25 protein-coding genes, 1 tRNA gene and 1 pseudogene are annotated in these 26,599 nt (G+C 70.5%); 13 read left to right on the top strand and 14 right to left on the bottom strand.

The annotated features are described in order from the left end of the window. Nucleotides 1–155 precede the first annotated feature (155 nt). The gene (locus tag OO54_RS16245) at nucleotides 156–950 is read right to left on the bottom strand and encodes a class I SAM-dependent methyltransferase (RefSeq protein WP_033203741.1); all 795 of its coding nucleotides are present in this window, start codon (nucleotides 948–950) and stop codon (nucleotides 156–158) included. A 350-nt stretch (nucleotides 951–1,300) separates the two neighbouring features. Between OO54_RS16245 and mshA the strand changes: the two genes are divergently transcribed. Together mshA and OO54_RS16235 are read left to right on the top strand one after the other, a co-directional pair. Then, nucleotides 1,301–2,668, top strand: coding sequence for a D-inositol-3-phosphate glycosyltransferase (gene mshA, locus OO54_RS16240; protein ID WP_033203740.1), 1,368 nt, complete (start codon nucleotides 1,301–1,303; stop codon nucleotides 2,666–2,668). Next, a complete protein-coding gene (locus OO54_RS16235) occupies nucleotides 2,661–3,155 on the top strand; it encodes a type III secretion system chaperone family protein (protein WP_017242420.1) in 495 nt (164 codons plus the stop codon). The genes mshA and OO54_RS16235 overlap by 8 nt, the downstream gene beginning before the upstream one ends. Before the next feature lie 168 nt (nucleotides 3,156–3,323). On the opposite strand, the gene OO54_RS16230 is transcribed toward OO54_RS16235, so the two are convergent. Next, complete coding sequence (locus OO54_RS16230) at nucleotides 3,324–4,250, bottom strand: AraC family transcriptional regulator (RefSeq protein ID WP_033203873.1); 927 nt, start codon at nucleotides 4,248–4,250, stop codon at nucleotides 3,324–3,326. A 111-nt stretch (nucleotides 4,251–4,361) separates the two neighbouring features. On the opposite strand from OO54_RS16230, the gene OO54_RS16225 reads away from it, so the two are divergent. After that, the gene (locus OO54_RS16225) at nucleotides 4,362–5,276 is read left to right on the top strand and encodes an MBL fold metallo-hydrolase (RefSeq protein WP_033203739.1); all 915 of its coding nucleotides are present in this window, start codon (nucleotides 4,362–4,364) and stop codon (nucleotides 5,274–5,276) included. A gap of 1 nt (nucleotide 5,277) precedes the next feature. Here the strand turns inward: OO54_RS16225 and OO54_RS16220 are convergent, their stop codons facing one another. Beyond that, entirely contained in the window at nucleotides 5,278–6,654 is a 1,377-nt protein-coding gene (locus OO54_RS16220) for an MDR family MFS transporter (RefSeq protein WP_033203734.1), read from the bottom strand. Nucleotides 6,655–6,779: 125 nt separating this feature from the next. Here OO54_RS16220 and OO54_RS16215 point away from each other — a divergent pair, with 125 nt between their 5' ends. Next, a complete protein-coding gene (locus tag OO54_RS16215; protein WP_033203733.1) occupies nucleotides 6,780–7,538 on the top strand; it encodes a phosphoglyceromutase in 759 nt (252 codons plus the stop codon). A 90-nt stretch (nucleotides 7,539–7,628) separates the two neighbouring features. Here the strand turns inward: OO54_RS16215 and OO54_RS48780 are convergent, their stop codons facing one another. The 6 genes from OO54_RS48780 to OO54_RS16185 all read right to left on the bottom strand — a co-directional run bounded on the left by OO54_RS48780 (nucleotide 7,629) and on the right by OO54_RS16185 (nucleotide 14,130). Further along, nucleotides 7,629–8,600: a Fic family protein gene (locus OO54_RS48780; RefSeq protein WP_051786982.1), complete on the bottom strand. Its 972-nt coding sequence runs from the start codon at nucleotides 8,598–8,600 to the stop codon at nucleotides 7,629–7,631. A 289-nt stretch (nucleotides 8,601–8,889) separates the two neighbouring features. Next, nucleotides 8,890–10,128, bottom strand: coding sequence for a tyrosine-type recombinase/integrase (locus OO54_RS16205; protein WP_033203731.1), 1,239 nt, complete (start codon nucleotides 10,126–10,128; stop codon nucleotides 8,890–8,892). Between the two features lie 403 nt (nucleotides 10,129–10,531). Further along, nucleotides 10,532–10,756 (bottom strand): helix-turn-helix transcriptional regulator, encoded by a 225-nt coding sequence (locus tag OO54_RS16200; protein WP_033203728.1) that lies wholly within the window; start codon nucleotides 10,754–10,756, stop codon nucleotides 10,532–10,534. A 241-nt stretch (nucleotides 10,757–10,997) separates the two neighbouring features. Continuing rightward, a complete protein-coding gene (locus OO54_RS41565) occupies nucleotides 10,998–12,632 on the bottom strand; it encodes an ATP-binding protein (protein ID WP_106970033.1) in 1,635 nt (544 codons plus the stop codon). Then, on the bottom strand, nucleotides 12,629–13,186 hold the full coding sequence (locus OO54_RS16190) for an HNH endonuclease (protein WP_051786981.1): 558 nt from the start codon (nucleotides 13,184–13,186) through the stop codon (nucleotides 12,629–12,631). The genes OO54_RS41565 and OO54_RS16190 overlap by 4 nt, the downstream gene beginning before the upstream one ends. After that, a complete protein-coding gene (locus OO54_RS16185) occupies nucleotides 13,183–14,130 on the bottom strand; it encodes a GntR family transcriptional regulator (protein ID WP_157856488.1) in 948 nt (315 codons plus the stop codon). Before OO54_RS16185 ends, OO54_RS16190 begins: the two co-directional genes overlap by 4 nt. A gap of 404 nt (nucleotides 14,131–14,534) precedes the next feature. Here OO54_RS16185 and OO54_RS16180 point away from each other — a divergent pair, with 404 nt between their 5' ends. Both OO54_RS16180 and OO54_RS16175 read left to right on the top strand, forming a co-directional pair. Next, nucleotides 14,535–15,314: a GntR family transcriptional regulator gene (locus tag OO54_RS16180; RefSeq protein WP_418953289.1), complete on the top strand. Its 780-nt coding sequence runs from the start codon at nucleotides 14,535–14,537 to the stop codon at nucleotides 15,312–15,314. Continuing rightward, entirely contained in the window at nucleotides 15,314–15,871 is a 558-nt protein-coding gene (locus OO54_RS16175) for a P-loop nucleotide/nucleoside kinase family protein (protein ID WP_078905217.1), read from the top strand. The genes OO54_RS16180 and OO54_RS16175 overlap by 1 nt, the downstream gene beginning before the upstream one ends. A 335-nt stretch (nucleotides 15,872–16,206) precedes the next feature. Here OO54_RS16175 and OO54_RS43625 read toward each other — a convergent pair whose 3' ends face one another. Next, nucleotides 16,207–16,755 (bottom strand): hypothetical protein, encoded by a 549-nt coding sequence (locus OO54_RS43625; RefSeq protein ID WP_051786980.1) that lies wholly within the window; start codon nucleotides 16,753–16,755, stop codon nucleotides 16,207–16,209. A 1,249-nt stretch (nucleotides 16,756–18,004) separates the two neighbouring features. Further along, nucleotides 18,005–18,220: pseudogene (locus OO54_RS16165) on the bottom strand (site-specific integrase); the annotation flags it as partial. Between the two features lie 203 nt (nucleotides 18,221–18,423). On the opposite strand from OO54_RS16165, the gene OO54_RS16160 reads away from it, so the two are divergent. From OO54_RS16160 to OO54_RS16145, 4 genes are all read left to right on the top strand, one after another. Continuing rightward, nucleotides 18,424–18,503 (top strand) — tRNA-OTHER (locus OO54_RS16160). Nucleotides 18,504–18,768: 265 nt separating this feature from the next. Beyond that, entirely contained in the window at nucleotides 18,769–19,923 is a 1,155-nt protein-coding gene (locus OO54_RS16155; protein ID WP_234439618.1) for an FG-GAP repeat domain-containing protein, read from the top strand. A 1,046-nt stretch (nucleotides 19,924–20,969) separates the two neighbouring features. Then, entirely contained in the window at nucleotides 20,970–21,629 is a 660-nt protein-coding gene (locus OO54_RS45880) for a hypothetical protein (protein WP_157856487.1), read from the top strand. A 123-nt stretch (nucleotides 21,630–21,752) separates the two neighbouring features. Continuing rightward, the gene (locus OO54_RS16145; protein ID WP_033203866.1) at nucleotides 21,753–22,103 is read left to right on the top strand and encodes a hypothetical protein; all 351 of its coding nucleotides are present in this window, start codon (nucleotides 21,753–21,755) and stop codon (nucleotides 22,101–22,103) included. 43 nt (nucleotides 22,104–22,146) lie between these two features. On the opposite strand, the gene OO54_RS16140 is transcribed toward OO54_RS16145, so the two are convergent. Continuing rightward, the gene (locus OO54_RS16140) at nucleotides 22,147–22,638 is read right to left on the bottom strand and encodes a hypothetical protein (RefSeq protein ID WP_033203725.1); all 492 of its coding nucleotides are present in this window, start codon (nucleotides 22,636–22,638) and stop codon (nucleotides 22,147–22,149) included. A 216-nt stretch (nucleotides 22,639–22,854) separates the two neighbouring features. Between OO54_RS16140 and OO54_RS16135 the strand changes: the two genes are divergently transcribed. Continuing rightward, entirely contained in the window at nucleotides 22,855–23,307 is a 453-nt protein-coding gene (locus OO54_RS16135) for a GNAT family N-acetyltransferase (RefSeq protein WP_033203865.1), read from the top strand. A gap of 47 nt (nucleotides 23,308–23,354) precedes the next feature. On the opposite strand, the gene OO54_RS46395 is transcribed toward OO54_RS16135, so the two are convergent. Both OO54_RS46395 and phoU read right to left on the bottom strand, forming a co-directional pair. Continuing rightward, entirely contained in the window at nucleotides 23,355–23,516 is a 162-nt protein-coding gene (locus tag OO54_RS46395; RefSeq protein WP_167348139.1) for a hypothetical protein, read from the bottom strand. A gap of 172 nt (nucleotides 23,517–23,688) precedes the next feature. Continuing rightward, nucleotides 23,689–24,369, bottom strand: coding sequence for a phosphate signaling complex protein PhoU (phoU, locus tag OO54_RS16130; protein WP_033203724.1), 681 nt, complete (start codon nucleotides 24,367–24,369; stop codon nucleotides 23,689–23,691). A gap of 263 nt (nucleotides 24,370–24,632) precedes the next feature. Here phoU and phoR point away from each other — a divergent pair, with 263 nt between their 5' ends. Beyond that, on the top strand, nucleotides 24,633–25,862 hold the full coding sequence (gene phoR, locus OO54_RS16125) for a two-component system sensor histidine kinase PhoR (RefSeq protein WP_033203722.1): 1,230 nt from the start codon (nucleotides 24,633–24,635) through the stop codon (nucleotides 25,860–25,862). 5 nt (nucleotides 25,863–25,867) lie between these two features. After that, nucleotides 25,868–26,539: a two-component system response regulator PhoP gene (gene phoP / locus OO54_RS16120; RefSeq protein WP_465270246.1), complete on the top strand. Its 672-nt coding sequence runs from the start codon at nucleotides 25,868–25,870 to the stop codon at nucleotides 26,537–26,539. Nucleotides 26,540–26,599: the final 60 nt, after the last annotated feature.

Raw genomic sequence — 26,599 nt, 5'->3', positions numbered from 1 at the left:
CCCCCAGGGGGGACGGCTGATGCGCGCGTGACGTTCCCGACGTACGGGAAATTCGACGGGAGTTGGGGAATTCGAAGGCTTCCGGAGCGGATCCGCGGTGAATCCGCCGGTCGCCGACCCTCCGTCACCCGCGCGGCGCCGGCGGCCTCACGCCGTCACCCGCGCGGCGCCAGCGCCTCCCACCGCACCGTCACCTCGCCCTGCCGCCACCGGCGGGGCCCGTCCGCGAGGGGCCAGTCGGCGGCCAGGTCGCGGACGGAGCGGATCCACCGCTGACGCGCACCGAGCGAGGCGTACGGGGCGGCCGCGGCCCACGCGCGGTCGAAGTCCCGCAGGAAGGCGTGCACCGGTTCGCCGGGCACGTTGCGGTGGATCAGCGCCTTCGGCAGCCGCTCCGCCAGGTCCGAGGGCCGTTCGAGCGAGCCGAGCCGGGTCGCGAAGGTCACCGTGCGGGGCCCGTCGGCGTCGAGCGCCACCCACACGTGCCGGCGCCCGATCTCGTCGCAGGTGCCCTCCACGAGCAGCCCGCCGGGCGCGAGCCTCCCGCGGAGCCGCGCCCATACGGCCGCGACCTGCTCCTCGTCGTACTGGCGCAGCACGTTCGCCGCCCGGATCAGGGCGACCCGGCCGGGCACCGGCACCTCGAAGCCGCCGTGCACGAAGGCGAGGCCCTCGTGCTCGTACGGCTTCGCGGCCTCGACGCGGGCCGGTTCGATCTCGATGCCGTACAGCCGGGTGCGGGGGTCGGCGGTGCGCAGCCGGGCGAGGAGTTCGACGGCGGTCCAGGGGGCGGCGCCGTACCCGAGGTCGACGGCGAGCGGCGGCTCGGGGGAGCGGCGCAGGGCGGGGCCGTGGACGGCGGCGATCCAGCGGTCCATGCGGCGCAGCCGGTTGGGGTTGGTGGTCCCGCGGGTCGGTGTGCCGACGGGGCGGGTGGTGCGCGGGGCCATGTCATGAGCGTACGGGGTGTGCGGAGGGGGTCCGTGGCCGACCGTTCGGGCGGCGGCCCGGTGTCCGTCCCGGTGTCCGTCCTGGTGTCCGTCCGGTGTCCGTCCCGGCAACGAATTGGCAAAACGCCCCCGCCTCCGGAAATGAAAGGGGCCATTCCGGTGTTGTCGCGGCTGGAGGACGTAGCACGCCCTCCTGGAGTCGTGCCCGAGAAGGGCTCGACCCGGATCGGCCCGGTTCCACCCCGGATCGACCCGGCCGGACCCGGAGCGGCCCGGCTCCACCCAGCTCGATCCAGCTCCACCCCAGCTCAGCCCGCCAGCTCAGCCCCCCGAGCGGAAGGACCGCCGACGTGAGCCAGTACGTGTCCCGGTTCGCCGGCACCCGGCACCGGCATCCGGCGCCGACCAGGCTCCGGCTCCCCGGCCGGAACCGCACCCCGCGGCGGGTGGCCATGCTCAGCGTCCACACCTCACCGCTGCACCAGCCGGGCACCGGCGACGCGGGCGGCATGAACGTCTACATCGTCGAGCTGGCCAAGCGGCTCGCCGCCATCGACATCGAGGTGGAGATCTTCACCCGGGCCACCACCGGCGGGCTCGCGCCGGTCGTCGAACTCACCCCCGGTGTGCTCGTACGGCACGTGGACGCGGGCCCGTACGAGGGTCTGGCCAAGGAGGAGCTGCCGGCCCAGCTCTGCGCCTTCACCCATGGCGTGATGCAGGCGTGGGCGGGGCACCGCCCCGGGCACTACGACCTCGTCCACTCCCACTACTGGCTCTCCGGCCACGTCGGCTGGCTGGCCGCCGAGCGCTGGGGCGTCCCGCTCGTCCACGCCATGCACACCATGGCGAAGGTCAAGAACGCGGCGCTCGCCGAGGGCGACACGCCCGAACCCGCCGCACGGGTCATCGGCGAGACCCAGATCGTCTCCGCCGCCGACCGGCTGATCGCGAACACGGCCGAGGAAGCCGACGAACTCTCCCGCTTCTACGACGCCGACCCCGGCAAGATCGCCGTCGTCCACCCGGGCGTGAACCTCGACCACTTCCGCCCCGCCGACGGCCGGGCCGCCGCCCGCGCCCGGCTCGGCCTCCCCCAGGACGCCTTCATCCCGGTCTTCGCCGGCCGGATACAGCCGCTGAAGGCCCCGGACATCCTGCTGCGCGCGGCCGCCCAGCTCCTGGACCGGGACCCCTCGCTGCGCTCCCGCATGGTCGTCCCGGTGGTCGGCGGGCCCAGCGGCAGCGGTCTGGCCAAGCCGGAGCAGCTGCAGAAGCTGGCCGCCCGGCTCGGCATCGCGGACGTCGTGCGCTTCCACCCGCCGGTCGGGCAGGACCGGCTCGCGGACTGGTTCCGCGCGGCCAGCGTCCTCGTCATGCCCTCGTACAGCGAGTCCTTCGGGCTCGTCGCGATCGAGGCGCAGGCGGCCGGCACCCCGGTCGTCGCGGCGGCGGTCGGCGGTCTGCCCGTCGCCGTGAGGGACGACGTGACCGGCTTCCTCGTGCAGGGCCACGACCCGGCGGACTACGCCCGCGCGCTCGGCCGGTTCGCGGCGGACCCGGAGCTGTCGGCCCGGATGGGCGCGGCGGCGGCCCGGCACGCCGGCTCCTTCGGCTGGGACACGGCGGCCTCGGGCACGGCGGACGTGTACACGGCCGCCATGCACGACCACCGGCTGCGCGAGAACCGCCGTCGCGTACGCTCGCACCATGGCTGAGGACGTTCGGCGGATCATCGAGGACACGTTCAACGACGCCGAGCTGGAGTGGGAGTCCCCGGAGCCCGGCTCGTACGTCGTGAAACTCCCGGGCACGCGCAAGCTGTTCACCACGCTCTCGCTCCGGGTGGGGCGCCACTCCCTCTCGCTGAACGCCTTCGTGATCCGCCACCCCGACGAGAACGAGGCGGGCGTCCACCGCTGGCTCCTCGAACGCAACCTCAAGCTGTACGGGGTGGGTTACGCGGTCGACGGCCTCGGCGACGTCTACCTGGCCGGCAAGCTGCCTCTCTCCGCCGTCACCCCCGACGAGCTGGACCGGCTGCTCGGCTCGGTCCTGGAGGCGTCGGACGGCGACTTCAACACCCTGCTGGAGCTGGGCTTCGCCTCGGCGATCCGGCGCGAGTACGAGTGGCGGGTCTCGCGCGGCGAGTCGACCCGCAACCTCGACGCGTTCAAGAACCTGACCCAGAAGCCCGCGAACTGACCCGAGTTCGAAACCCCGAACCGGCCTCTTCCCGAAGGGGCCGACTGCCCCGCCCGCGGAACCTGTACGAGGCGCAGCGCGCGCTCAGGCCGAGGTGACGGGGCCGTACCGGCACGGCACGCGCGCTCAGCCCGAGGCGACGGGGCCGTACCGGCACGGCACGCGCGCTCAGCCCGAGGCGACGAGGTCGTTCCGGTACCGGCCCGGTGTGGTGCCGAACTCGCGGCGGAAGGCGTGCGAGAGGGCGTACGGCGAGGCGTAGCCGACGCGGCGGGCGACGGTGGCCAGCGGCTCCCGGGTGTCCCGGAGCAGGGCGGCGGCGCGGGTCAGCCGCCACCAGGTGAGGTACGCCATCGGGGGCCTGCCCACGAGGGCGGTGAACCGGCGGGCCAGGGTGGGCCGGGAGACGCCCGCCTCGGCCGCGAGCCGGTCCACGGTCCACGGGGCGGCCGGGTCGGAGTGCAGCGCCCGCAGCGCCGCGGCGGCCACCGGGTCGCCCAGGACCGCCGGCCACCCTCCGGTCGTGCTCTCGGCCATCCAGGACCGGATCATGTAGACGAACAGCAGGTCGAGCAGGCTGGGGAGCGCGAGGGAGGCGCCCGGCCGCCGTGCGTCCAGCTCTCCCCCCAGGAGGCCGATGGCGGCCCGGAGCTCGGGGGCGCCTTCGGCGTGGCCCGGCAGGTGGACCAGCGGCGGGAGCTCCGCGAGCAGCGGGTGCGCGTGGCTGCGGTCGAGCCGGTACTTGCCGCAGAGCATCTCGACCTCGCGCCCGCCGCCGTCCGCTCGGGGCGGCCGCGGGAGGCTCTCGCCGGCCCACCGGGCGAAGGACACCGCCCGTGCCACCGTCGCCGCGTCCGCCGGCGCGTCGGCGATGACGTGCCCGGTGCCGTGCGGGAGCAGCACCGCGTCACCGGGGCCGAGCACGACCGGTTCGCCGCCGTCGGGCAGCAGCCAGCAGGTGCCCCGCAGGACGATGTGGAAGCCGGCCCCGTCGTACGGGTCGAGCCGCGCGCACCAGCGGCCGCCGACCCGTACCCGGTCGGAGAAGGGCTGCCCGACGCGTACGGCCGAGATCGCGTCGCTCACCACGTCCACCATGGCCGGGAGCGTACCCGCGGCCACGGCACCCACGGTGAGCTTCTCGCGCATCCAGAGGAGTGGAAGGAGCATTGAGGGGCTCGATCACCCCTCCCTACTGTCGATCACATGACGAACGAGAGCGCACAGAGCATCGTCCTGGGGGACGTCGAGATCACCCGGATCGTCGAGTGGCAGGGGCCGTTCGCGCCCGCCCGCACCCTCGTTCCGGACGCCGGAGCGGAGGTCTGGAAGGACAACGAGGAGTGGCTGGCCCCGGACCACTGGGCGCCGGACACCGACCACGCGGTGATGGCGCTGCAGAGCTGGGTGCTGCGCAGCGGGGGCCGGACCGTCCTGGTGGACACCGGTGTCGGCGACGGGCGCGAGCGGCCGCACTCGCCGCACTTCCACCGCCGGCGGGACGACTTCCCCGGCCGTCTGGAGCGGGCGGGCATCCGGCCCGAGGACGTCGACCTCGTCGTCAACACGCATCTGCACGCGGACCACGTCGGCTGGAACACGTACGACGGAGGAGGGGAGTGGGTGCCGACGTTCCCGAACGCCCGGTACCTCCTCCCGGCCGCCGACGACTTCCACTTCGGCCCCGAGAACGCGTACGGCGGCGGCCTCCAGGAGGAGGACCGGCTCGTCTACCAGGACAGCGTGGCGCCCGTGCACCGCGCGGGTCTGGTCACGCTCTGGGACGGGACCCACCGCATCGACGAGAACCTCGTCCTGGAGTCCGCGCCCGGACACACGCCCGGCTCCGCCGTCCTGCGGCTCGCCTCCGGGACCGACCGCGCGGTCTTCGTCGGAGACCTCCTCCACAGCCCCGTGCAGATCCTCCACCCGGCGCACGCCAGCTGCTTCTGCCTGAACGCCGCCCAGGCCGCGACCAGTCGCCGCCGGATCCTCGAAAGGGCGGCGGACGAGCGGGAACTGGTCGTCCCCGCCCACTTCGGCGGAGCGGGCGCCGCCGAAGTGCGCAGGCAGGGGGAGGGCTTCGCCGTGGCCGGGTGGGCGGCCCGCGCCGCCGGGTGACTCAGGAGCTGACGGAGGGCGACTTCCCGGTGTCCTTGCCCTCGGCCTCCGTGAGATCCGTGAGACGAGGGAGCTCCAGGAGGTCGGTGAGCTCCGGGAGGTCGGCGAGATCCCTGTGCTCCGGGAGGTCGGTGAGGTCGGTGAGGTCCGTGGTCTCCTCCGGCTCCTCGGCGAGCGCCTTCCGCAGCCGGATGAAGTAGCCGACGGCGGCGACGACACCGATCGTGGCCGTCGCGACCCACAGGACGTCGGGGCCGGGGCCGTCGACGATCGCGCCGGCGCCGATCGGGGCCACGAAACCGGCGACGGCCCAGGACATGCCCATCACGCCCTGGTAGCGGCCCCGGGCGTGCTCGGGGGCGAGACGGGCGGTGGCGGCGGCGTTCGTCGGGACGTGGATCATCTCGCCGACGGTCCAGACGACCACGGTCGCGGCGAAGGCGACGGAGGAGCCGGCGAGCGCGGTGGCACCCGTGCCCAGCGCGAAGAGGAGGGACGAGAGGCTCAGCAGGACGACCGGGGAGCGCTTGTCGGTCAGCTTGTTGACGAGCAGCTGGAAGCCGACGATCACGATGCCGTTCACGGCGATGACGACGCCGTACGCGGACGGGGCCAGGCCCTGGCCGGCCATCGTCAGGGGCAGACCGATCCACGGGGCGGTGAAGACGAGGCAGACGAGGAGGTTGAGCAGCACCAGCGTGCGGAACGGCGCGTCGCGCAGCACGGTCAGCATGCTGACCTTCTCCTCGGCGACCGGCTCGCCCGCCGTGTCGGTGCGGCCCTCGGGGCGGGTCTCCTGGAGGCGGAGGAAGACGATGACGGCGCACAGCGTGGTGGCGACGGCGTCGACGACGAAGAGGGTGCGGTAGCCGAGGAAGGCCGCGGCGCCGCCGCCGATCGCGGCGATGGCGAAGCCGAGGTTGAGGGCCCAGTAGTTGAGGGCGTACGCCCGGCGCACCTCGTGGGCGGGGACCATGTCGGCGATGGCGGCGTTGATGGAGGGCCGGACGGCCTGCATGGCGACGCCCATGAGGAGCACGATCGCGGCGATGCCCCAGGCACTGGTGACGAAGGCCAGCGCTGCGGCGCACGCGGCGGCCGCCAGGTGCATCGTGATCATCGTGGGGCGCCGGCCCCAGCGGTCGGTGAGCGCGCCGCCGAGCGGCGAACCGGCGACGCCGCCGAGGCCGTGGAGGGCGACGACGAGACCGGCGAACCACGCGGAGTGCCCGAGCTCGACCGTCAGGTAGAGGGAGAGGAACGTCAGGACGAAAGCCCCGGTCCGATTGACCAAGGTCGACAGCCAGAGCCACCAGAAGCCCTCGGGGAAACCGGACACGGTCGTACGGGCTGATCGTCTGAGCGAAGCGATGGTCATGTGTGGCGGTCCCCTGCTGTACGTAAGCCCTGCTTGCGGCTCTCGTAACTTACGCATCTCATACGCCGGACGCCAACGGATTGACGACGCGCGTCAATCGTCAGCGGTCGATTAGGCTCGTACGCATGGCCGACGCACCGTACAAGCTGATCCTCCTCCGCCACGGCGAGAGCGAGTGGAACGAGAAGAATCTGTTCACCGGTTGGGTGGACGTGAACCTCACCGCGAAGGGTGAGAAGGAGGCGACGCGCGGCGGCGAGCTGCTCAAGGACGCCGGCCTGCTCCCCGACGTGCTGCACACCTCCCTCCAGAAGCGCGCCATCCGCACCGCGCAGCTCGCCCTCGAGTCGGCCGACCGCCACTGGATCCCGGTCAACCGCTCCTGGCGTCTGAACGAGCGCCACTACGGCGCCCTCCAGGGCAAGGACAAGGCCCAGACCCTCGCCGAGTTCGGCGAGGAGCAGTTCATGCTGTGGCGCCGCTCCTACGACACCCCGCCGCCGGCGCTCTCCGACGACAGCGAGTACTCGCAGGCCCACGACGCCCGCTACGCGACGATCCCCCCGGAGCTGCGCCCGCAGACCGAGTGCCTCAAGGACGTCGTCGAGCGGATGCTCCCGTACTGGTACGACAACATCGTCCCGGACCTCCTCGCCGGCCGCACGGTCCTCGTCGCCGCCCACGGCAACAGCCTCCGCGCCCTCGTCAAGCACCTCGACGGCATCTCCGACGCCGACATCGCCGGCCTCAACATCCCCACCGGCATCCCCCTCTCCTACGAGCTCGACGAGAACTTCAAGCCCCTCAACCCCGGCGGCACCTACCTCGACCCCGACGCCGCCGCCGCCGCCATCGAAGCGGTCAAGAACCAGGGCAAGAAGTAGTTCTAGCCACGATCATGGCCCCCACCTGCGGTTTCTCCGCGAGTGGGGGCCTTGCTCGTGTCTGTGGGCCGTGTGTGGGCCGTCAGGCGATTAGCCGCTGTTCTTCGGGCCCCGCTGGTACTTCGACTCCTGGTACTGCTCTAGCCAGTTTCGGCTGCTGCGCCAGGAACCGTCCTCGGCCTTGACGGCCTTGAGCCTGCCGCGGATGGCCGCGACGCGCAGTGCGTTCTCCGAGATCTCGGCGGTGGCCAACGCTGCGAGTGGGACGAGCTTGACCGGCCCCGCGACGGCTGGCAGGACGAAGCGGTAAAGGTTGGTCGTAACGCTGCGGGCGATCAGTTCGGCCAGCGGGCCGTACTCGCCCTTGTCTGCCTTGTGCATTGCCTTCAAGTACTTCTCGCGATCCCGCTTGTAGATGATCGCAGGTGGGTAGCCCAGCCGGCCGAGCAAGAGATTGAGTACTAGGCGGCCCGTGCGTCCGTTTCCGTCTAGGAAGGGGTGGATCTGCTCGAACCGGTTGTGCAGCCTGGCGAGCTTCTCGGGTACAGACTCCTCGCCATCGGGTGTGCGGAGCCCCTCCGCTTCATCAACCCAGGTCCTTATGAGGTGGTCCACGTCAGTCCAGGAGGGCGGCTTCATGCCCTCGCTGAAGGCAGCGATCTCGTGCTGTCGGAAGTTGCCGGGACCCTCGTAGTCGGAGGCGTCGGGATGTGGCTCCACAGTCCAGACGGGCGTCATCAGTACGTGGTGGATATTGCGGACCTCGTGAACGCTGATGATCGATCCGTCGCTCCAGTCGCCAGGTTCTAGGGCTTGGCCGTAGACCCACTTGGCTGCGTCGCCGTAGCCCCGAACCTCCATGTAGTCGCGCAGCGGTTTGGCACCAACAGCCTTCCCGTCCTCGAGGAGCTTGGCCACCTCTCGAAGGACAAGCGTGTTGCCTTCCAGCGCGGTGCTGTTGTGGGCTTCCTCGTGCCACAGGTCAGCCCAGATGTCCTCGGCCTCGGCAGGGGTTGGCAGTCCCCCGAAGCGTTCGCGTAGCTCGCGAATCGCCTCGTCCATGCCTTGGTAGACGCTTGCTCGTGATGGCCTGCCCAAGATCCACCCCAATTTTGTTCGGTCCAGAGCTAGGAAACCGTACCGAACAAATCTCAGAAGTTGTTCGGTCTGAGTCTAGGAAACTGTTCCGAACAACCTGGAGAAGTTGTTTGGCCTGAGTCCAGGAAACTGTTCCGAACAGATTCGTGGCACTCCCCAGCGCTGAGCAAGTCGTGCATGTTAGGCTCGCGAACAACCTTCTTCACGGTTGAGCCTAACAAGCACGAGATGTCGATAAGGGTGTCTCCGCAGGTCAGGCCATGTTTGCTGGCCCGTAGGCCGACGCGATCGCGCTCCGGGTGCGCTCCCGGCTACTCGGCATGAGGTGGGCGTACACCCGCAGCGTCAGCCCGGGGTCGGAGTGTCCGAGGTACTCCGCCAGGGCCTTGATGTTCTCCCCAGCATCCAGAAGCACCGATGCGTAGAAGTGCCGGAGTGCGTGCATCCCGTGCTCGCGCGCTGCCGCGTACGTCTCCTCGTCCTCCTTGCGCTCCCGGATGACGCCGGCCGCCGCGAGGGCGGGCTTCCACTGGTCGGAGTTGAACATGCCTCGCCAAACGTGGTTGCCCAGAGGAGCTGTGAAGAGCAGCCGGTGAGTGACCGGCTCTCCGCCCTGGACCATCCACGGCAGCGTGATGTCCACCGGCGGGAAGCGCTTCATGTGCAGCCGCAGCGCATCGGCGACGGGTGCCGCCAGCGGCACGTCCCGAAGCTTCCCGCCCTTCGGCGGCGCGAATACCGGCTTGCCGCGGCTGAGCTTGAGCTGCCGTACGACGTGCACCGTGTCCGACGTGAAGTCGACCGCATCCACGGCGAGACCAAGGATCTCGCCCTGCCGCATCCCGCACCCCGCCCCGGCGTCGACCATCGCCTGGAACCGCTCAGGGAGCGCGGCCCGAACGGCGAACACGCGCTCCGGGGTCCACGGCGTCACCCGCTTCTCCTCTACGGCTGGCGCCTTCACCGACCTCGCGGCGCAGGGGTTCTTGGTCAGGTGCCCGTCGTCCACGGCCGCGTTCAGCACGAGCCGGACGTTGGAGTAGATGACCCGGGCGTACGAGCCGACCACCCTGGCGGCCGCCAGCTGGGTGAGCCAGTCCCGGATGTGCTCCGGCCTGAACGAACCGAGTGGCCTGGACCCGATGTACGGGAAGGCGTGGAGCTTGAGCTGCGACTCCATGGAGAAGCCGGTGTTCGGGTCCGCCTGGTGGGTGCGGAGCCACTTCTCGGCGTACTGCTGGAAGGTGACCCGGCTCGCTCGCGGGTCGACGTACTGCCCCCGGGACATGTCGGCCTCGATGTGGGCGAGCCACTGCGCGGCGAGGCGCTTCTGCTTGTCGGGGAAGCTCTTGGACTTCTCGGTGCCGTCGGGGCCGATGTAGCGGGCGCGGTAGCGGAGCCCGAGTCCGTAGCGGTCCGTCTTGGCCAGGTGGGACTTGCCCTCTGCGTCCTTCTCGGTCTTGAACCAGCGGTCCTGGATGTGGCCAGCCATAAGGGCTGCGTCCTCTCGGTTGGTGGCATGCCTGCCCTCAGGGAGGGAGGCATGGGGGTGCCGTGGAAGCGGCTGTGGAGGGGTTTCGGGGCGGCTGGGGAGGTTGCCTCCCTGCCTCCCTTGATGGGGTTCTGCGCAGGTCACCGGCAGGGAGGCGGGCCAGGGAGGCGGTCAGGGAGTTCTCCCTGCCTCCCTGGCGCCTCCCTGTCCGTGACGGGGGTGTGACGGGCCCCCTTTACCCGCCTTACCTCGCAGGTCAGCGGCCCTTACCGCCCCCTCTACCGGGGTAAAGGGCTCCCTCTACCTGAGTGGCATGGGCGGGGGTGTGACGGTGGGGCGTGACGGGGGTGTGACGCCGTCACGGGTAGCGGGGAGGGGCTCTACCTCCCGCTCGGCCGGCCGGTCAGGCGGCGGTGTCGTTGGCTTCCTGGTGCTGGACCCAGGTGCGGACGGCGGCGGGGTCGTAGCGGACATGGCGGCCGACGCGGAAGCCGGGCGGGCCGGTGCGCTGCTTGCGCCAGTGGTAGATGGTCTCGATGGGGACGGAGAACATCGCGGCGATGTCCTCGGGGGTGAGGTAGCGGTCCGGGAGTCCGGCACGCAGGGTCTCGATCGGCTTGTTGGCCATGAGAGTTGGTGGCTCCTCGTGTCCGTCGCGGGGCGGGGTGGGAGTGATGCCGGTGGCCGTCCAAGAGAGTGGCTGTATCGCAGTGTCCGCAGCCTCGCAGCGTCCGAACCCTGCCGATCGTGCAGCTCAGAGGCGGTGAGAGATGCGGACGCTAGGGCGGACGCTGTGGACGCTGGACGGCCGTAGCGTCCGCAGCTTCCTGCCGTGTCCGGGCCGCTGGTGTGCGGCCCGGTCCGGCTCGTCAGTCCAGGTCGGGGGCCCTGCGGCCCTGTCCGATCGGGGTCACGTCCGGCCACAGGGGCCCCTGGTCCGGTGTGGACGCTGTCTCTTCGGGGAGGTCGGTCCGGGTCAGGACGAGGAGTCGGCTGCGGTGCCGGTCCTGGCTGCGTTGCGTGTCGTCCACGGTGATGCCGATCGACCGCAGGAGCGGGGCGAGGCGCTTGACCTTCCCGCCGGCGCGGGTGGCGTCCTTGGGCCACGTGGGCGGCCGGATGCCGCCCGGCGGCGGGACCTGCTCCAAGAGTTGGGCTGCGGTCCCGGTCCACGTCCCGCACCGTTCGACCAGGGCGGCGAGCGCGGAGCCGAACGGGTCGCCCTCCAGGGCGTCTCCGGCGACGTTCGCGGACGCGGCGAGGTAGTCGTCCAGGGTGTTCCACTCCATGACCTGGTCGACCGCGGCGAGCACGCGGGCGAAGTCGGCCATGCGCGGCATGGTCTCCAGCTTCACGCCCGGCAGCACGACGAGCACGGCTGCGAGGAGGTCGAAGAGCGAGCCGAGGACGGCCGGGCGCACAGCCGCGAAGGCGGTGTCCAGCTCCTCCTCCGAGCGGCGCTTGCTGTCGTCGATCAGTTCGAGGTCGAGGAGCAGCAGCCGTTCGGCGAGGTCCCCGGCGAGAGCTCCGGCGTCGATCGTCGTCATCGCGAGCACCCGCCGGAAGGAGAGGACCACAACGTCGTCGTCGGTGTAGAGGGCCCGGTCCACGATCCCGTCGCCGGTCACGGCCTTGCACAGGGTGTCGGAGAGCCACTGCGGCAGCACGGAGACGTTGTCCAGACACAGGGCCCAGGAGTTGAACGCCTGCGTGGACCACGCCTTGGCGTCCCGCGGCTGGGAGCGCTTCGCGGCCGGGGAGGGGTCGACCAGGTTGACGACCATCTGCGCGGTCTTCGACTTGGCCGTGCCCTGCTCGCCCTTCAGCGTGAGCACCGGGTGCGGGATCGTCGGGATCCACGCGGCGATCGTCCACGCCACCAGCCGCCGGAACGAGGACTCGTCCATGTTCAGCAACCCGTAGAACATCGCGAGCCCGTCGCCGACCAGGATCGGGGTCGGCATCGGCGCCATGGCCCCGGAGCGGCGGAAGAGGACCGGGGAACGCTCCACGATCTCCCAGCCGCCGGCCGACACGGTCACCGCGCGGCCGTCGGCGGTGCCGAGGTCGACCACCAGGGTTCCGGCCTCGTCGTGCCCGACCCGCAGGTGCACCGGCACCGGGTCGTTGTCCTCGGCGATGCCCTCCAGCACGGTCATGGCGTCCGCGAGCGCGGACTGCGACGCAACGTCGCCCTCGAAGGTGTCGGCGTACAGGCGGGCCAGGCGCTGCCGCACGCCGGACCGGCCGCGCAGGGGTAGGGCGATGTTCGGGCCGTCGATCGCGACCGCGTAGGGCCGTCCGTCGGTCGACATGACGAACCGGTACCGCTCGCGGGCCAGCTGCACGAGCCGCACGGCGGCTGACGGCTTCTTCCCGCCGTCATCGGCCGGCGGGCGCTTGTTCACGGTCCCCCTTCCGGTGTTCACGGGCGCCGGGCCGGTCGGCCGGTCAGGGTCGATCGGTCGGGCGGTTCCGTTCACCGGCTTGGTGGTGCTGTTCACGCGCTCACCCCTCGATCGGTCGACTGCTCACAGGTGTTCATCCGGGCCGTACGCCGCCGGTGGTCGAGTCGGCCGACCCGTACGCGACGCTCGGCCGGTTCATGCTGCTTTGCCCGGTCAGGGGTAGACCGTGCGGCCGATGAACGGGCGTGAACGATCCGCGAGAGCATCAGCCAGTCGACCCCGTCCGGGCCCAACTCGATCGGCTCCGGGTCGGCCGACGGGTCGGACTCCGGGGGCGTCGGGTCGGTCGGGTCGCCGGTCGACTGAACACCGTTGGACGCGGTGTCGGTCGACCAGACCAGCAGCAGCGCGAGCGACAGGAACAGTCGGTCGGCCTTGATGTGGTTGCAGGGCTGGCAGGCGAGCACGAGGGCGTTCGCGGACCAGGTCCGGTAGAGCGAGATCGGCACGACGTGGTCCATCGTCGCCTCCCGCAGGTCCCGGAAGCGGTGCCGGCAGTAGACGCACCGCCAGCCGTCACGGGCCGCGAGTTGCGCCTTGCGGCTGCGACGACGGGCAGCACTGAGGTGAGGGCGGGCGTGCAGGCTCACGCGGCGACCGCCAGACGGGAGACGTCCATCGTGACGCGGTAGCCCTGGACGCCGTTGGACTCGATCAGCCCCTCGCGCCGCAGGATCGCCCACGCGTCATCCACGGTCGACGTGGAGACGCCGTAGCGGGCCTTCAGCTCGATCCGCCGGGGCAGTCGCTCGCCGGGCTGCATCCGGGCCACCTCGTGGCGCAGCGTCTCGGCCAGCCGCGAGGCCTTCGACTCCTTGCGCCGCACCCCGGTCTTGCGCGGGGCGGAGGTCTTCTTGCCCGTGGACGGCCGCAGCACGCTCACGCAGCGGGCCGCACCGGCCGCCTTGTCCCACGTCACGCCAAGCCGCTTGGCGATCTCGTGAACGGTCAGGCCCTGCGCCTTCAGCAGCAGGATCCGCCGGGACTCCGCATCGAGACGCAGCAGCGCCTCACGCTTGACCTCGCTCAGCTCGGCCAGCGCCATGCGCTCCCACTCGTCCAGGCCCCCCTGCATGGCCGCCGGGCCGGACAGGCTGGGGTTGTCGAGCTTGAGCAGCAGCACAGCGGCGTCGACCAAGCGGGCGGCGGTCGCGTCGCTGCACTCCAGGTGCTCCGCCATCAGCGAGGGGTGCAGCCCGTCCAGCTTCAGCAGCAGCGCCTCGCGCTCCGCGTCGGGCAGCCCCGCCACCATGTCAGCCAGGTAGCCGGGCAGCTCCATCAGTGCGCAGCTGTCCGGCACGAGCGGGCAGTAGATGTTGCAGGTGACCGGGTCCGTCCAGTCGATGATCCGCTCGTTGTTGCGGGACACGTGGAAGTACTTGCCGATCTCCTGCTTCACCCGGAAGAACAGCAGGCCCCGCGCCGCTTCGATGTCGGTGGCCTCGTCGCCGAGCACGTCATTGGCGATGGTCCGGGCGATGCCGAGCCAAACGTTCTGGGCGATGTCCTCGGCCAGGTCATGGGCACCGCCCATGGCCCGACGGTCCGACCGCAGCCGCGAGAACGCGTACCGTCGCACCGAGGCCGAGTGCGCCTCGTACAGCTCCGCCAGCCGCGCGGACTGCGCCGGCGTCAGTGGGATGTCCTCCCCCTGCTTCAGCCGCCGTCCACACGGACCGTTTCCCTGCCGTAAGGCCGCGTTCGCTTCGTTTCCGTGCATCATGGAAGTACCCCTTCGAGGGTCGGGGAGCGGCGGTCTGCTTGGCGGTAGGAAGCCGCTCCCTGCGAGAGCCCTGGTCTTCTGATCAGGGCTTTCGTGCGATCAGCGCCCAGGCACGGCGCTGTCGTGCTCCTCCGATCGATCCGACCGGCGGGCACATCCCTAAGGTTCCCTAGGGCACCCTAGGGTGTCAAGCGGTACGCTAGGGAACGCATCCAATGAGCAAGGGAGTTGACGTGGTGTCGGATCAGGCCGGCCATCGGGCGCCGTACGCACGGATTGCCGCGCACTACGAGGAACTGATCACGTCCGGCCAGCTTCAGCCGGGCGAGTTGCTGCCCAGCATCAAGACCCTCTCCCAGGAGTGGAGCGTCAGCACCGCGACCGCCGAGAAGGCGCTCCGGAAGCTCCGCACCGACGGGCTCGTCCGAGGTATCCACGGCATCGGTACCGAGGTGATCGACCGTCCCGCCCCCATGTCCTCCGGCGCGCAGCGTCAGGACCGGGGCCGTCGTAGCGGGTCGAGCTGGGGAGCGGGTGAACGATCCGACTCCCACGAAGCGGCCGTGGTCCCGGCGCCGGCCGATGTGGCACAGGTGCTGGACATCGAGCCCGGCGTGGAGGTGATCCGCCGCCGCCGCGTCTACCGCGACCGGCACGGCATCGTCGCGCACTCCACGTCGTGGATCCCGGTGCAGTACGGGAAGCTCGTCCCCCAGCTGGCAGAGAGCGCGCGTCTGTCCGGCGGAACGTCCCTCCAGCTCATCGCGCAGGCCACGGGGCGGCCGATCACCCGCCGGATCGACACGGCGTCGGCCCGACTCCTGACGCCGGCGGACGCGGAGCTCCTGGAGCTGGACCCCGCGAACCCGCCCGCGGCACCGGTGGTCGTGATGACCGCGAAGTTCGTCGACAGCGGGGACCACGTAGTGGAGTACGGCGTGGACCTCGGCGCCCCCGGCCGGACGTGGCTCACGGAATCGGAGCTCGCGCAGTGATGGCGGACGCGGCCCCGGGACCGTTCTGCGTCCTGATGGCGGGGCTTCCCGGCTCGGGTAAGACGACGCTCTCCCGCGCGCTCACGGCGCGCGGGTTCGTCCGGCTGTGCCCGGACGAGGAGATGTTCCGTCGGCACGGCGTGTACGGCGTCGACTTCCCCCGCGGCACCTTCCCGACCCTGGAGCGCCCGGTGCTCGAAGAGATCGCCGTGGAACTTGGCGAGGAACTCCGGGCGGGCCGCAACGTGGTGGTCGACCACGGGTTCTGGACCCCTGAGGACCGGGCCCGATGGCAGGCGATCGCGACGGATGCCGGAGGGCTGCCCGTGCTCGTCTACCTCGGGGTGAGCCACGAAGAACTCTGGTCGAGGGTGAGCGAGCGGAACACCCGGCACGAAGCGGATCCGAACTCGATCTACTTCTCCGAGAGCGACCTCGTCCGCTACCGAACGAGGTTCGTCCCGCCCGGGCCGGACGAGCCCCACCTCACCTACGAGGGTGACCCCGATTCGGTGCTGAAAGCCCTGGAAGACGCCGGGCTGCAGGCGGGGTGCTAGCCGCTAGTTCCCATGTCAGCGCGCAGATTTGCTGCTAGCACACCTGCTAGACCTAGCAGGCAAGGCTGCTAGGTCTAGCAGTGCTGCGCGGCCGACCAGGGGACGGTTGAAGAGGCCACGGCGGGCGGCCTCAGCCCAGGCGGGAATTGGGCTGTGCCTGTTCGAGAGGCAGTCGAGGGGCACTTCTTTGCTCGGGCTCGACTGGCAGCCGCGAACCTCTGGTCTAGTCGCTCCGGACGGAGTGACCGGGAGGGGCTACGACGGGGCCTGGCGTGCGTGAGGAGTCGGTTGCAACCACACCGTGCGGCGCCCGGGAGGCGCCCCGGGGCGGTCGCTCAGTGGTGGATTGCCCATGCCTCGCGGGGGAGGAAGTGGGAGAGGTCGTCCAGTCCTTCGCTGGGGAAGAACACCGGTCGCGTCACCAAGTGGTCGCCTGCCCGCTGCACGTTGAGCACCACACCCAGGGAATCCGAGCCGGGCATTCCGAGGTCCATGTACGTCAGGTCTACTTCTGGCTCCAGGGCCTTGGCGCGTTCGATCATCCAGTGCTCCAGCACGGACGGGACACGACACACCAAAGCCACACCGTCCGCGTGGACCTGTGGTCCGCACAGCGCGTCGACCGCGACGCCCTTGAGCTTCTCGTCTCCGTAGTAGAGGCGTAGGCCGAACTCCCGGTAGTCACCCCGGTCGATCACGGAGGTGCATGCATCTCCTGCGGGATAGCTCCGCCAGAGCCCCTGGCGCTCTTCCGTGACCTCGCTCAACACGTCCGACACCTCGGCGGGAGTCATGCCGAAACGCAGTGGACCCACGCTCGCGAACGGGTCCATCGTCCAATGCTGCCGCTCGTCGTCCGGCACGACCTTCCAAAACTCGAACATGATCGTGCAGCCTAAGGCGGTTTGGCTCGACGCTCCTGCTCAGGGGTGCCCCGGCGGGCGCCGGGCGAACGCCGGTCCCTGTCGTCCGTGCCGTGATCACCGCAGAACCCGGCATTGTCGTAATCCGACAAAGCGGCCATTTCGACCCGGACGTATCCCGGACGGGTGTCATGGTTTGTCCCTGTTTGCGGTAGGGCGAGAGAGCTGGAGACCCGGACGCTGAAGGGCTCGACCCGGACGCGTCTGTCCGGGTCGAGCCGAAAAGCGTCCGGGTTGCCCAACGCTGTGAACTGCGTAAACGTGGAGCCGCCAGGGTCCCGTCCGGGTCTCCGGATCAGCCTAAATGGCATATAACGGCACCCTCGCGTGGCTGCGCTCTGCTCCGCGAGACGCGCCCCGAGGTGGGCCGTGGGCTCTTCCCCGGAGCACCTCCCGCACCCGTTCAGCGGGGACCGCGACCGCAACTCGCGCCGCCACTGTCGCTCTCGCACAGGCAAGAGGAGCACCCGGGCGGGGCGTGCTCCTCTTGTCCGTGCGACCGCAACCGGCGAGCCCAGCGTCCGCAATCCTCTCCCCTCCAAGGGTGCTTTGACCTGCAGAAAAGCGCTGGGAGGGAGTGGGACCTCGCGGACGCTGTGGACGCTAGCGGACGGTAAGCAAGCCGCTTAGCGTCCGAGATGAAAGTACAGGTCAGGGCGTGTTCGGAGTGACCTGCGGACGCTGCGGACGCTGTTTTCTCTTAACTCTCTAGCGAGTGAGGGAAGAGAGGCTTTCCAAGGGCGGGCGGTGGCGGGTACGTACGGCCCGTCCTCGCCCCTTGGAATGCCTTGGTTGCGCCTCTCTCGGTGGAGTGCGTCCCCTTGGGGCCCGCTCGCCGCCGTCTCGATGGGAAGAGATCACTCGCCGCCAACGCGCCCGTGCCAACCGGCGCCGTGGGCGCCCGGAGGTCGCCCGCCCGGCAGGGCGGTCCTTCTTGCTCTTCGTCCTGACGCGCGCCGGCGGCCGGGGCCGGGGCCGTCTCTGGGCCGTCAAAGGGTTCCTGGAGCTCACCAACGTCCACCAATGACAACCACTCGACCGCAGGTCAGAGGCTTGCCCGCGAGCAACGTCCCAGCTCGAAAAGCCGGTTGGTGAGACCCAGGGCAAGAAGAAGTAAGAAAAGTGATCATGCCCCTGACCTGTGCATACGGCACAGATCGGGGGCATTTTCGCTCTCTGGGCCCACCCTGGGCCCTCAGCGCGGAGAGCCGTCAGGCCTCAGGGCCCTGTAGAAGTGCCTCAGGGCATGCATGCCCTGCTCCCGCGCGGCGGTGTGCTCCCGGCTCTTCGCCGTGGGAATGACGCCCACCTTGGCCAGTGCCGGCTTCCAGTGGTCCTCGTTCAGTGACGTGCGCCAGACGTGCCCACCCAGGGGGCCGGTGAAGAGCAGCCGCTTGGTCACAGGCGGACCGCCGGCGCGCATCCACGCCCTCTGATTCCAGGCGGGACCTGGGGAGAGCTCTCCTCAGGGCCCGTCCATCAAGACGCTCCTGAGGGGTAGGGCCGAGGGCGAAGCGCCCTCACCCGACGCCTTGGCCGTCGCTGAACTCGGCGCTGAGGAGCGCCGGATCTCCACCCGGCGGAATAGAGGCTGTCCCGCTCCTGGCCAGCGCGTAGGGTGCGTGCGTCCCTCGTCGTCCAGTGGCCAAGGACACCGGTCTCCGGTTCGCCCGGAATCGGAAACCCGGGTTCGAATCCCGGCGAGGCTATCCGGAATTGAATTCCGAGAAGGCCGGGATGCCTGGCCCGCTCCCGCAGGGCCGGCTCGTCCTGTACAACTTTCTGCTCTCTCGCGCGTCCCACATGAGTGGGGCGCGTGATGCGTCTGGTGTCTTCGAGGGGGAACTAAACGTGTCCTATGTCCGCGTGACCCGGCGGCGGCTCTGTGCCGCCATCACCACTGTGCTTGCCGTAACGTTCGGCGCCGGTGCGGTGAGCACCCCGGCGTCTGCATCCCCCTTCAGCGTGGACGTGGTGGCGGCTGTGGGCCCCACCTCCGCTGAGGACGGCGTCACGCTCGTCCGGCACACCGTGCCTTCCGTCATCGATCTGAGCACCAAGACATACTTCGAGATGAACTGGACGCTCACCGGGGCCGGATGGGCCACGGTGGTCCTGCGCCACACGCGGACCGGGATCACGACCAAGCACCTCCTTGCCGACGGGGGCAATCCCGGCACCTTCACCCTCTTCTGGGATGCCCACGCCAGCAACATCGGTGACGTCCCGAACGGTGACTACACGTGGACGCTCACGGCCGAGACCCTCAACGGGACCCCTCTCGACTTCCAAGCCTCCGGTTCCTTCAAGCTCGTCCGCAAGACCGCACCACACGACTTCAACGACAACGGCTCGCTCGACATCATCCGGCGCGACGACCACGGCGGGCTGTGGCGGACCGACACCACCATTTACGCCGGCGGCACGCTGGACCAGGAGTTCCACCAGTTCATCGGCCGAGGCTGGGAGATCTACGATCAGATCGAAGCGACCGGCAACCTCGGCGGAACGGCGGTCGGCGACCTCCTGGCCCGTGACAGATCCGGCGTGCTCTGGCTGTACCAGGGCAACGGGCGAGGCGGCTTCGCCACCCGGACCAAGGTCGGCACCGGCTGGCAGATCTACGACAAGATCGCGGCAGGCAGCGACCTGACGAACGACGGCCGTGCGGACGTGATCGCCACCGACAAATCCGGCGGCCTGTGGCTGTACCCCGGCACCGGGAACGCCAGCACCCCCTTCACCGCCCGCAAGAAGATCGGTACGGGCTGGAACATCTACAACGAGCTGACCGCCGTCGGCGACATCGCGGGCGGCGCGGCCGGCGACCTGGTCGCCCGTGACAAGTCCGGCGTGCTCTGGCAGTACCTGGGCAAGGGCGACGGCACATTCGCCCCGCGCACGAAGATCGGCGGCGGCTGGAACACCTACGGCTGGCTCATCGGCGCCGGCGACGTCACCAAAGACGGCCGCCCCGACCTCCTCGGCGGCATCAACGCCCTCCCGCACTCCGGTGCCAACGACTCCCTCTACCTCTACCGGGCCACCGGCGACTGGCGTGCAGCCTTCGCCCCTGTTCAGCAATCCTCGGTGTACAACCCGGGCTATACGTGGGACAAAATCGCCTGACGCCTGAGGCCGGGCATGCCTTAGGCAGCCGAACGCGAGGGCGTGAATTCGGCAGCTGCGAAGTGGCCTTCAGGGGCCCTCAGGGCGCGAACGGACGCGCCGCGCGGCCCGTCCCCCGGGGCGGCGTTGCCGCTGAACAACAAGAGGAGCACACCGGCGCGGCGGCCCGGGGTGCTCCTCTTGCTTGTGCCGGCTCGACTTCCCAGGTACCCGTTCCCGTATCGCCCATATAGACCTGGACGTAACCCGGACGGGTACCCCTATTTGTTCTGATTTAGGGGAGGTCGGAATGGCTCGGAACCTGGACGCCGCAGGGGTCAACCCGGACGCGCCCGTCCGAGTCGCATCGAAATCTGTCCGGGTTGCCCAGCGCTGTGACCTGCGCGAACGTCTGGCTGTCCGAGTCTTGTCCAGGTCTCGTTAATGGGTTAACCGGCACATCGCGGCAGGCTCGTGCGGCTGTGATCTACCTCGTGGAGGCGGGTCGGCCACGCCGGACTGGGCGGGCCGTGGACTCTTCTCGGAGGGCTTTCCGTACTTGCTCGACGGGAGAGGGCCGGTGTAGCAGGAGGGGTCAGCGTCCGCGACCTGATTCCCTCTAACAGGGCTCTGAACTGCGGTGATGCTCTTAGAGGGGAGCGGACGCTAGTGGACGGCGGACAAACTGTTTAGCGTCCGCATTGAAAGCACAGGTCAGGGCGGGCCCGAGCTGGGCCCTCCGACGGCGACCGGCGACGACCGACAGCGACCAACAACGACCGCTCGACCGCAGGTCACTTGAGGTGCTCGTCCCTCTGACCAGGGCTGAAAAACGGGCCCTTCAGACCCAGGGCAAGAAGTAACCCCGGCACAGCGCAGTCACCTTCGGCCCCCCGTTCACCGGTTCTCGGTGGGCGGGGGGTTCGGCGTTGTTCCGTGGGTGTCGTGGGGGTGTCGCAGGTCGGTGACATGGTGGGTGGAGGGGGTGTGGTGGGAGTGGGGGGTTGCTACGTTCCGGGTGGGGGCGTGGCCGTGGGGCGGGCGCCGGTGGAGTGGGGGACCTGGTTGTGAACGTCGATCGATTCAGACCTGCTTTCGTCGCGCTGGCCGCGGTGGCGCTGGCCGCGGTGCTCACCGGGTGTCAGGAGGGTGGGGCCGCTGCGGGGGACGGGGTGCCGGGTGCGAGTGCCACGGCCGACGGGCCCGGGGTCGTCGAGATGAGCGAGGCGCCGGTGGACGAGCCGTCGGCGACGGGTGACGCCACGCCGGGTGTGAAGACGCCGGCGAAGGTGCCGGCGAAGAAGACCGGAGGGCCGAAGCCGAAGCCGAGGGCGACGACCGAGGCGCCCGGCGCCGACTGTGTCGACGGGCCGCCGGAGCCGGAGGACTACGACCCCGACGAGTTCGCGCTGTACCGGATCGAGGAGCTGGACGGCAGCACCGGCAAGGTGAACCTCGTCATCCAGCACGGGGCCTGGGGATGCGGCGGGGCGGACACCGACGGCGGGCCGTTCGTCGTGAGCGGTGAGGAGAGCCGCTGGGCCCTCGACCAGGCCGCGTACGTCACCGTCACCGACCCGATCGTCGCGAGCACCGAGAACCAGCGGATCGGGGTCCAGGAGCTGATCGACTGGGTCGGCGCGCACCCCGACTCGGGGCTGGTGTTCCGGTACGAGACCGGTGACGACTGGGCCATCCACCGCCTTGAGCAGGTCTTCACCCCGTAGCGGTCCGGCGTCGGCCGGACGGGTGACGGTGAAACCTTCCGGCTGTGGTGCGCCGCTTGGCGGGTGGGGCGAGGGGCTAGGGGTGGGGTGACCCTGGTCGTCTCCACCGAAACGAGAACCTTCGTGCGTCTCCGTCATTCCGTCGCCGCCGTCTGCGGCGCGCTCGCCCTCACCGCCACCCTGGCCACGCCCGCGAACGCCGCGACCGGCGACTTCTCCTACCGGTTCGTCGGCATCAGCGGCGACCAGCAGTGGGTCACGCTGCACGACCCGGCGAGCGGTGTGTGCGTCACGATTCCGGAGGCCGCCGACCCGGGTTCCTCCGCGCCCGCCTTCGCACCGCACAACGACACGGACGACTTCGCGGTCGTCTTCACCGAGCCCGACTGCACGGGCGACTCCTGGACCCTGCGCCCCCACGGCCGCCCGGCCTCGGACCGCCTGAAGCTCCGTTCGGTGGTGTTCCTCCGCTAGCGGAGGGTCCCGGCTCCGGCCCCCTGCCGCAGGGGGCCGGTCGTCAGAAGTCCTCGCAGGCCTTCGCGCGGAAGTCGTCCAGGGAGACCGTCCTGACCTCGTCCCCGTACTCGTACCGCACCTGACCCGGTACGAGCTTCGCCAGGTCGGCCGTCGTGAAGTGGACCGAGCCCGAGGACCAGGAGTGGTCCTCGGTCCAGCCGTAGAAGCCGTACGACTGCCCGGGGACGAGCCGGCCCGGGGCCTTCCCCGCCGTCCAGCCGTCGGCGGGGGAGGCCAGCGACCAGCTGGTGAACCCGGTGACCGGGGTGTCGTGGTCCCAGAAGGCCGTGGTCTCCGGGGTGCCGGGGGCGTCGCCGTCGTCGGGGTACAGCAGCGCCCCGTCGATCCGGCCGTGACACATCCGGATCACGCCCAGGAGGTCCCCGTCCGCCGTCACGGAAACGCCCGTGACCCCGGCGACGGGCACGGTGCAGCCGGCGAGCGCGGGAAGCACGGCGGCGGTCAGGAGCAGGCGGCGCGGCCAGGCAGTCATGGGCCCATCCTGGCGCGGCCCGATATTCGCGGGCCGAGTTCGCGATCAATCGTTACCGTCCGGCGCATGAGCACGCCCCGTACGACCACACCCGACACGACCCCACCCGACACGAGCACGCCCCACACCAACGCCTCCGGCCCGGCCACGCCCGCCTCCGGCCCGGACACGCCCGCCTCCCGCCCGGACACACCCGGTGCCGGTTCGGCGCTCCGGCTGGAGCCGGTCACCCCCGCCAACGTCGACGCCGCACTCGCCCTGCGCGTCCATCCCCATCAGGAGCACAACGTCGCGCCCGTCGTGAGCTCCCTGGCGGAGGCGTACGCCTGGGGGGACACGGCCTGGCCGCGCCTGGTCTTCGACGGCGATGAGCTCGTCGGCTTCGTGATGGCCTTCCTCGACATCCCGTGGAACGAGGAGAAGGACCCCGCCGACCGCCGCAGCGGCCTCTGGCGCCTCAACATCGCCGCAGAAGGACAGGGGAAGGGGTACGGGAGGTTCGCCGTCGAGGCCGTACGCGACGAATTGCTGCGGCGCGGGGCACGGCGGCTGTACGTGACCTGGGAGCCGGGAGAGGACGGGCCCGGCGAGTTCTACCGCCGGCTGGGTTTCCGTACGACCGGCGAGGTCAGCGGAGGCCAGACGGTCGGCGTGCTCGACATCGGGTGAGCGGCGGGGCGGGGCGCGTTCGTCACCGCGCCCCACCCCTCACCGGGTCAGCCCGAGCAGCCCCCGCACTGGCACGGCGAGCCCGACTGGCAGCCGCAGCCGCAGCCCGAGCCGCAGCCGCAGGCGCCGAGCACCGGTAGGAACACCGCCTCGCGCGGCGTCTCCGCGCCGGACTCGGTCGTCATCGGGGACATCGGGGATTCGGCCATGAGGGTCCCTCCCTTTCGAGGCGAGTGTCGCCTCCCCTCATTGCATGCCCACGCGCACGGGCGCATCAACGGCGCATCGAAGCCCATGCGCCGATGCGCCCCCACGCGTCCATGCAGGACCGGCCGCGCACGACCGACCCCGCGCCGGACCCGCCACGCGCCCGCGTTGCGGCTACGCGCCCTCGACCGGCGCGTCCGCCGCCTGGAGTTCGTCGGCGTGCTCGCCGGTCACCAGGTAGACGACGCGCTTGGCGACGGAGACCGCGTGGTCGGCGAACCGCTCGTAGTAGCGGCCGAGCAGCGTCACGTCGACGGCCGTCTCGATGCCGTGCTTCCAGCGGTCGTCCATCAGGTGCTGGAAGAGCGTCCGGTGCAGCAGGTCCATCTCGTCGTCGTCCTGCTCCAGCTGGAGCGCCAGGTCGACGTCCTTGGTGATGATGACCTCCGCCGCCTTCGCCATCAGGCGCTGCGCCAGCTGTCCCATCTCCAGGATCGTCGCGTGGAGGTCCCGCGGCACCGCCGTGTCCGGGAACCGCAGCCGCGCCAGCTTGGCCACGTGCTGGGCGAGGTCGCCCGAGCGCTCCAGGTCGGCGCTCATCCGCAGCGAGGTCACCACGATCCGCAGATCCGTCGCCACCGGCTGCTGGCGGGCGAGCAGAGCTATCGCCCGCGCCTCCAGGTCGTGCTGGAGGTCGTCGACCTTCTGGTCCGCCGCGATCACGCTCTCCGCGAGCTTCAGATCCGCGTCGAGCATCGCCGTCGTGGCGCGCCCGATCGCCGACCCGACGAGTCGGGCCATCTCGACCAGGCTCTCGCCGATCGAGTCCAGTTCCTCGTGGTACGCGTCCCGCATGGTGTCCCTCTCTACGCAATGCTCCGGGGTCCGGGTGGGGCTCGGACCCCCACGTTGCCACGTTCGGCCCCCTACGCGTCCGGTTCCGACACCTGACGTGAACCGTCACTTTCCCCCAGGTGAACTCTGGGCGACGTGCGCCACCGCCGCCGCCGGGGCAAATGAACCACCCCCGTCTCCACGGTGAACTCTGGGCGACGACTGTTCGAGCAGCCACTCGGACGGCTGGGAGAGTGTCCGTCGCCCCGCATAACCTTGAGGGCATGGACGTGAACGCGGCGGTCGCCGCATTGGCAGCGATCGCCGGAGTGTGCACCGGCGTGATCGCCATGTTGGCGTTCCGCTGGAGCGAACGCGACCACGCGCGCCCCACCCGTACCTCCCTGCACACCGACGCCGTGCTCCCGCCCGGCGTCGACACCGTGCTGTCCGTGCTGCGTTCCTCCGCGGTCGTCCTCGACGAGAGCGACTCCGTGGTGAAGGCCAGCTCGGCAGCGTACGCGCTGGGTCTGGTCCGGGGCGGGAAGCTGGCCGTCGAGCCCATGCTCAACATGGCCCGCGACACCCGCCGCGACGGAGAGATACGCCAGGTCGAGCTGGACCTGGCCCGGCGCGGCACCGGACGCGGCGAGGCCCTCGCCGTCTCCGCCCGGGTCGCCCCGCTGGGCTCGCGACTCGTGCTGCTCCTCGTCGAGGACCTGACGGAGGCCCGCCGCATCGAAGCGGTACGGCGCGACTTCGTCGCCAACGTGAGCCACGAGCTCAAGACCCCCGTCGGCGCGCTCTCCCTGCTCTCCGAGGCGGTCATGGACGCCTCGGACGACCCCGAGGCGGTCACCCGCTTCGCCGGCCGCATGCAGATCGAGGCGACCCGCCTCACCAACCTCGTACAGGAGCTCATCGACCTCTCCCGCGTGCAGAACGACGACCCGCTGGAGGACTCCGAGCCGGTGTCCGTGGACGAGCTCGTCGCCGAGGCGATCGACCGCTCGCGGCACACCGCCTCCACCAAGCAGATCACCATGGCGTCCGGTGGGACCGCCGACCTGCGGGTCTGGGGGAGCCGCGGCCAGCTCGCCGCCGCCCTCGGCAACCTCGTCGAGAACGCCGTCAACTACTCACCGGCCCACACCCGCGTCGGCATCGCGGCACGCAAGATCGCCGCGCCCGGCGGCGACCTGATCGAGATAGCCGTCACCGACCAGGGCATCGGCATCCCCGACAAGGACAAGGAGCGCGTCTTCGAGCGCTTCTACCGCGTCGACCCGGCCCGCTCCCGCGCCACCGGCGGTACGGGGCTCGGCCTGGCCATCGTGAAGCACGTGGCCGCCTCGCACGGCGGCGAGGTCACCGTGTGGAGCACCGAGGGTCAGGGCTCCACCTTCACCCTGCGGCTGCCCGAGGCGGGCGCCGCACGGGACCGCCGGCCCGCCTCATCCCCCACCCCAGATCTCATGACCGAACCGCTCCCCGCCCCGGAGGTCCTTCCGTGACCCGAGTGCTTGTCGTCGAGGATGAGGAATCCTTCAGCGACGCCCTGTCATACATGCTCCGCAAGGAGGGCTTCGAGGTCGCCGTCGCGGCGACCGGGCCCGACGGCCTCGACGAGTTCGAGCGCAACGGAGCCGACCTCGTCCTCCTCGACCTGATGCTTCCGGGCCTCCCCGGTACCGAGGTCTGCCGCCAGCTGCGCGGCCGTTCGAACGTCCCGGTCATCATGGTGACCGCCAAGGACAGCGAGATCGACAAGGTCGTCGGGCTGGAGATAGGAGCCGACGACTACGTGACGAAGCCCTTCTCCTCGCGGGAGCTGGTCGCCCGCATCCGCGCGGTGCTCCGCCGCCGCGGCGAGCCGGAGGAGGTCACCCCGGCGGCCCTGGAGGCCGGCCCGGTCCGCATGGACGTCGACCGCCACGTGGTGACGGTCTCCGGCGGCAAGGTCGACCTGCCGCTGAAGGAGTTCGACCTCCTGGAGATGCTGCTGCGCAACGCGGGCCGCGTCCTCACCCGCATGCAGCTCATCGACCGGGTCTGGGGCGCCGACTACGTCGGTGACACCAAGACCCTCGACGTCCACGTCAAGCGCCTCCGCGCCAAGATCGAACCCGACCCCGGCGCTCCCCGCTACCTGGTGACCGTCCGAGGCCTGGGTTACAAGTTCGAGCCGTAGACCGTGGAGCCGTGGAGCCGTAGAGCCGTGGAGCCGTAGAGCCGTAGAGCCGTAGGGCTC

This window comes from Streptomyces wedmorensis, assembly GCF_000716445.1.
Classification (GTDB): domain Bacteria; phylum Actinomycetota; class Actinomycetes; order Streptomycetales; family Streptomycetaceae; genus Streptomyces; species Streptomyces wedmorensis.
This window is presented reverse-complemented; position numbering and strand designations above follow the sequence as displayed.

Coding starts and splice junctions, on each gene's coding strand:
- OO54_RS16205 (WP_033203731.1), bottom strand. CDS start 10,128: ATGGCTGGCCACATCCAGGACCGCTGGTTCAAGACCGAGAAGGACGCA.
- phoR (WP_033203722.1), top strand. CDS start 24,633: ATGGACGTGAACGCGGCGGTCGCCGCATTGGCAGCGATCGCCGGAGTG.
- OO54_RS16220 (WP_033203734.1), bottom strand. CDS start 6,654: ATGACCATCGCTTCGCTCAGACGATCAGCCCGTACGACCGTGTCCGGT.
- OO54_RS16185 (WP_157856488.1), bottom strand. CDS start 14,130: ATGGGCGGTGCCCATGACCTGGCCGAGGACATCGCCCAGAACGTTTGG.
- OO54_RS16245 (WP_033203741.1), bottom strand. CDS start 950: ATGGCCCCGCGCACCACCCGCCCCGTCGGCACACCGACCCGCGGGACC.
- OO54_RS16225 (WP_033203739.1), top strand. CDS start 4,362: ATGACGAACGAGAGCGCACAGAGCATCGTCCTGGGGGACGTCGAGATC.
- phoU (WP_033203724.1), bottom strand. CDS start 24,369: ATGCGGGACGCGTACCACGAGGAACTGGACTCGATCGGCGAGAGCCTG.
- OO54_RS16215 (WP_033203733.1), top strand. CDS start 6,780: ATGGCCGACGCACCGTACAAGCTGATCCTCCTCCGCCACGGCGAGAGC.
- OO54_RS16200 (WP_033203728.1), bottom strand. CDS start 10,756: ATGGCCAACAAGCCGATCGAGACCCTGCGTGCCGGACTCCCGGACCGC.
- OO54_RS16180 (WP_418953289.1), top strand. CDS start 14,535: ATGAGCAAGGGAGTTGACGTGGTGTCGGATCAGGCCGGCCATCGGGCG.
- OO54_RS16235 (WP_017242420.1), top strand. CDS start 2,661: ATGGCTGAGGACGTTCGGCGGATCATCGAGGACACGTTCAACGACGCC.
- OO54_RS46395 (WP_167348139.1), bottom strand. CDS start 23,516: ATGGCCGAATCCCCGATGTCCCCGATGACGACCGAGTCCGGCGCGGAG.
- OO54_RS16175 (WP_078905217.1), top strand. CDS start 15,314: ATGGCGGACGCGGCCCCGGGACCGTTCTGCGTCCTGATGGCGGGGCTT.
- OO54_RS16140 (WP_033203725.1), bottom strand. CDS start 22,638: ATGACTGCCTGGCCGCGCCGCCTGCTCCTGACCGCCGCCGTGCTTCCC.
- OO54_RS48780 (WP_051786982.1), bottom strand. CDS start 8,600: ATGGACGAGGCGATTCGCGAGCTACGCGAACGCTTCGGGGGACTGCCA.
- OO54_RS43625 (WP_051786980.1), bottom strand. CDS start 16,755: ATGTTCGAGTTTTGGAAGGTCGTGCCGGACGACGAGCGGCAGCATTGG.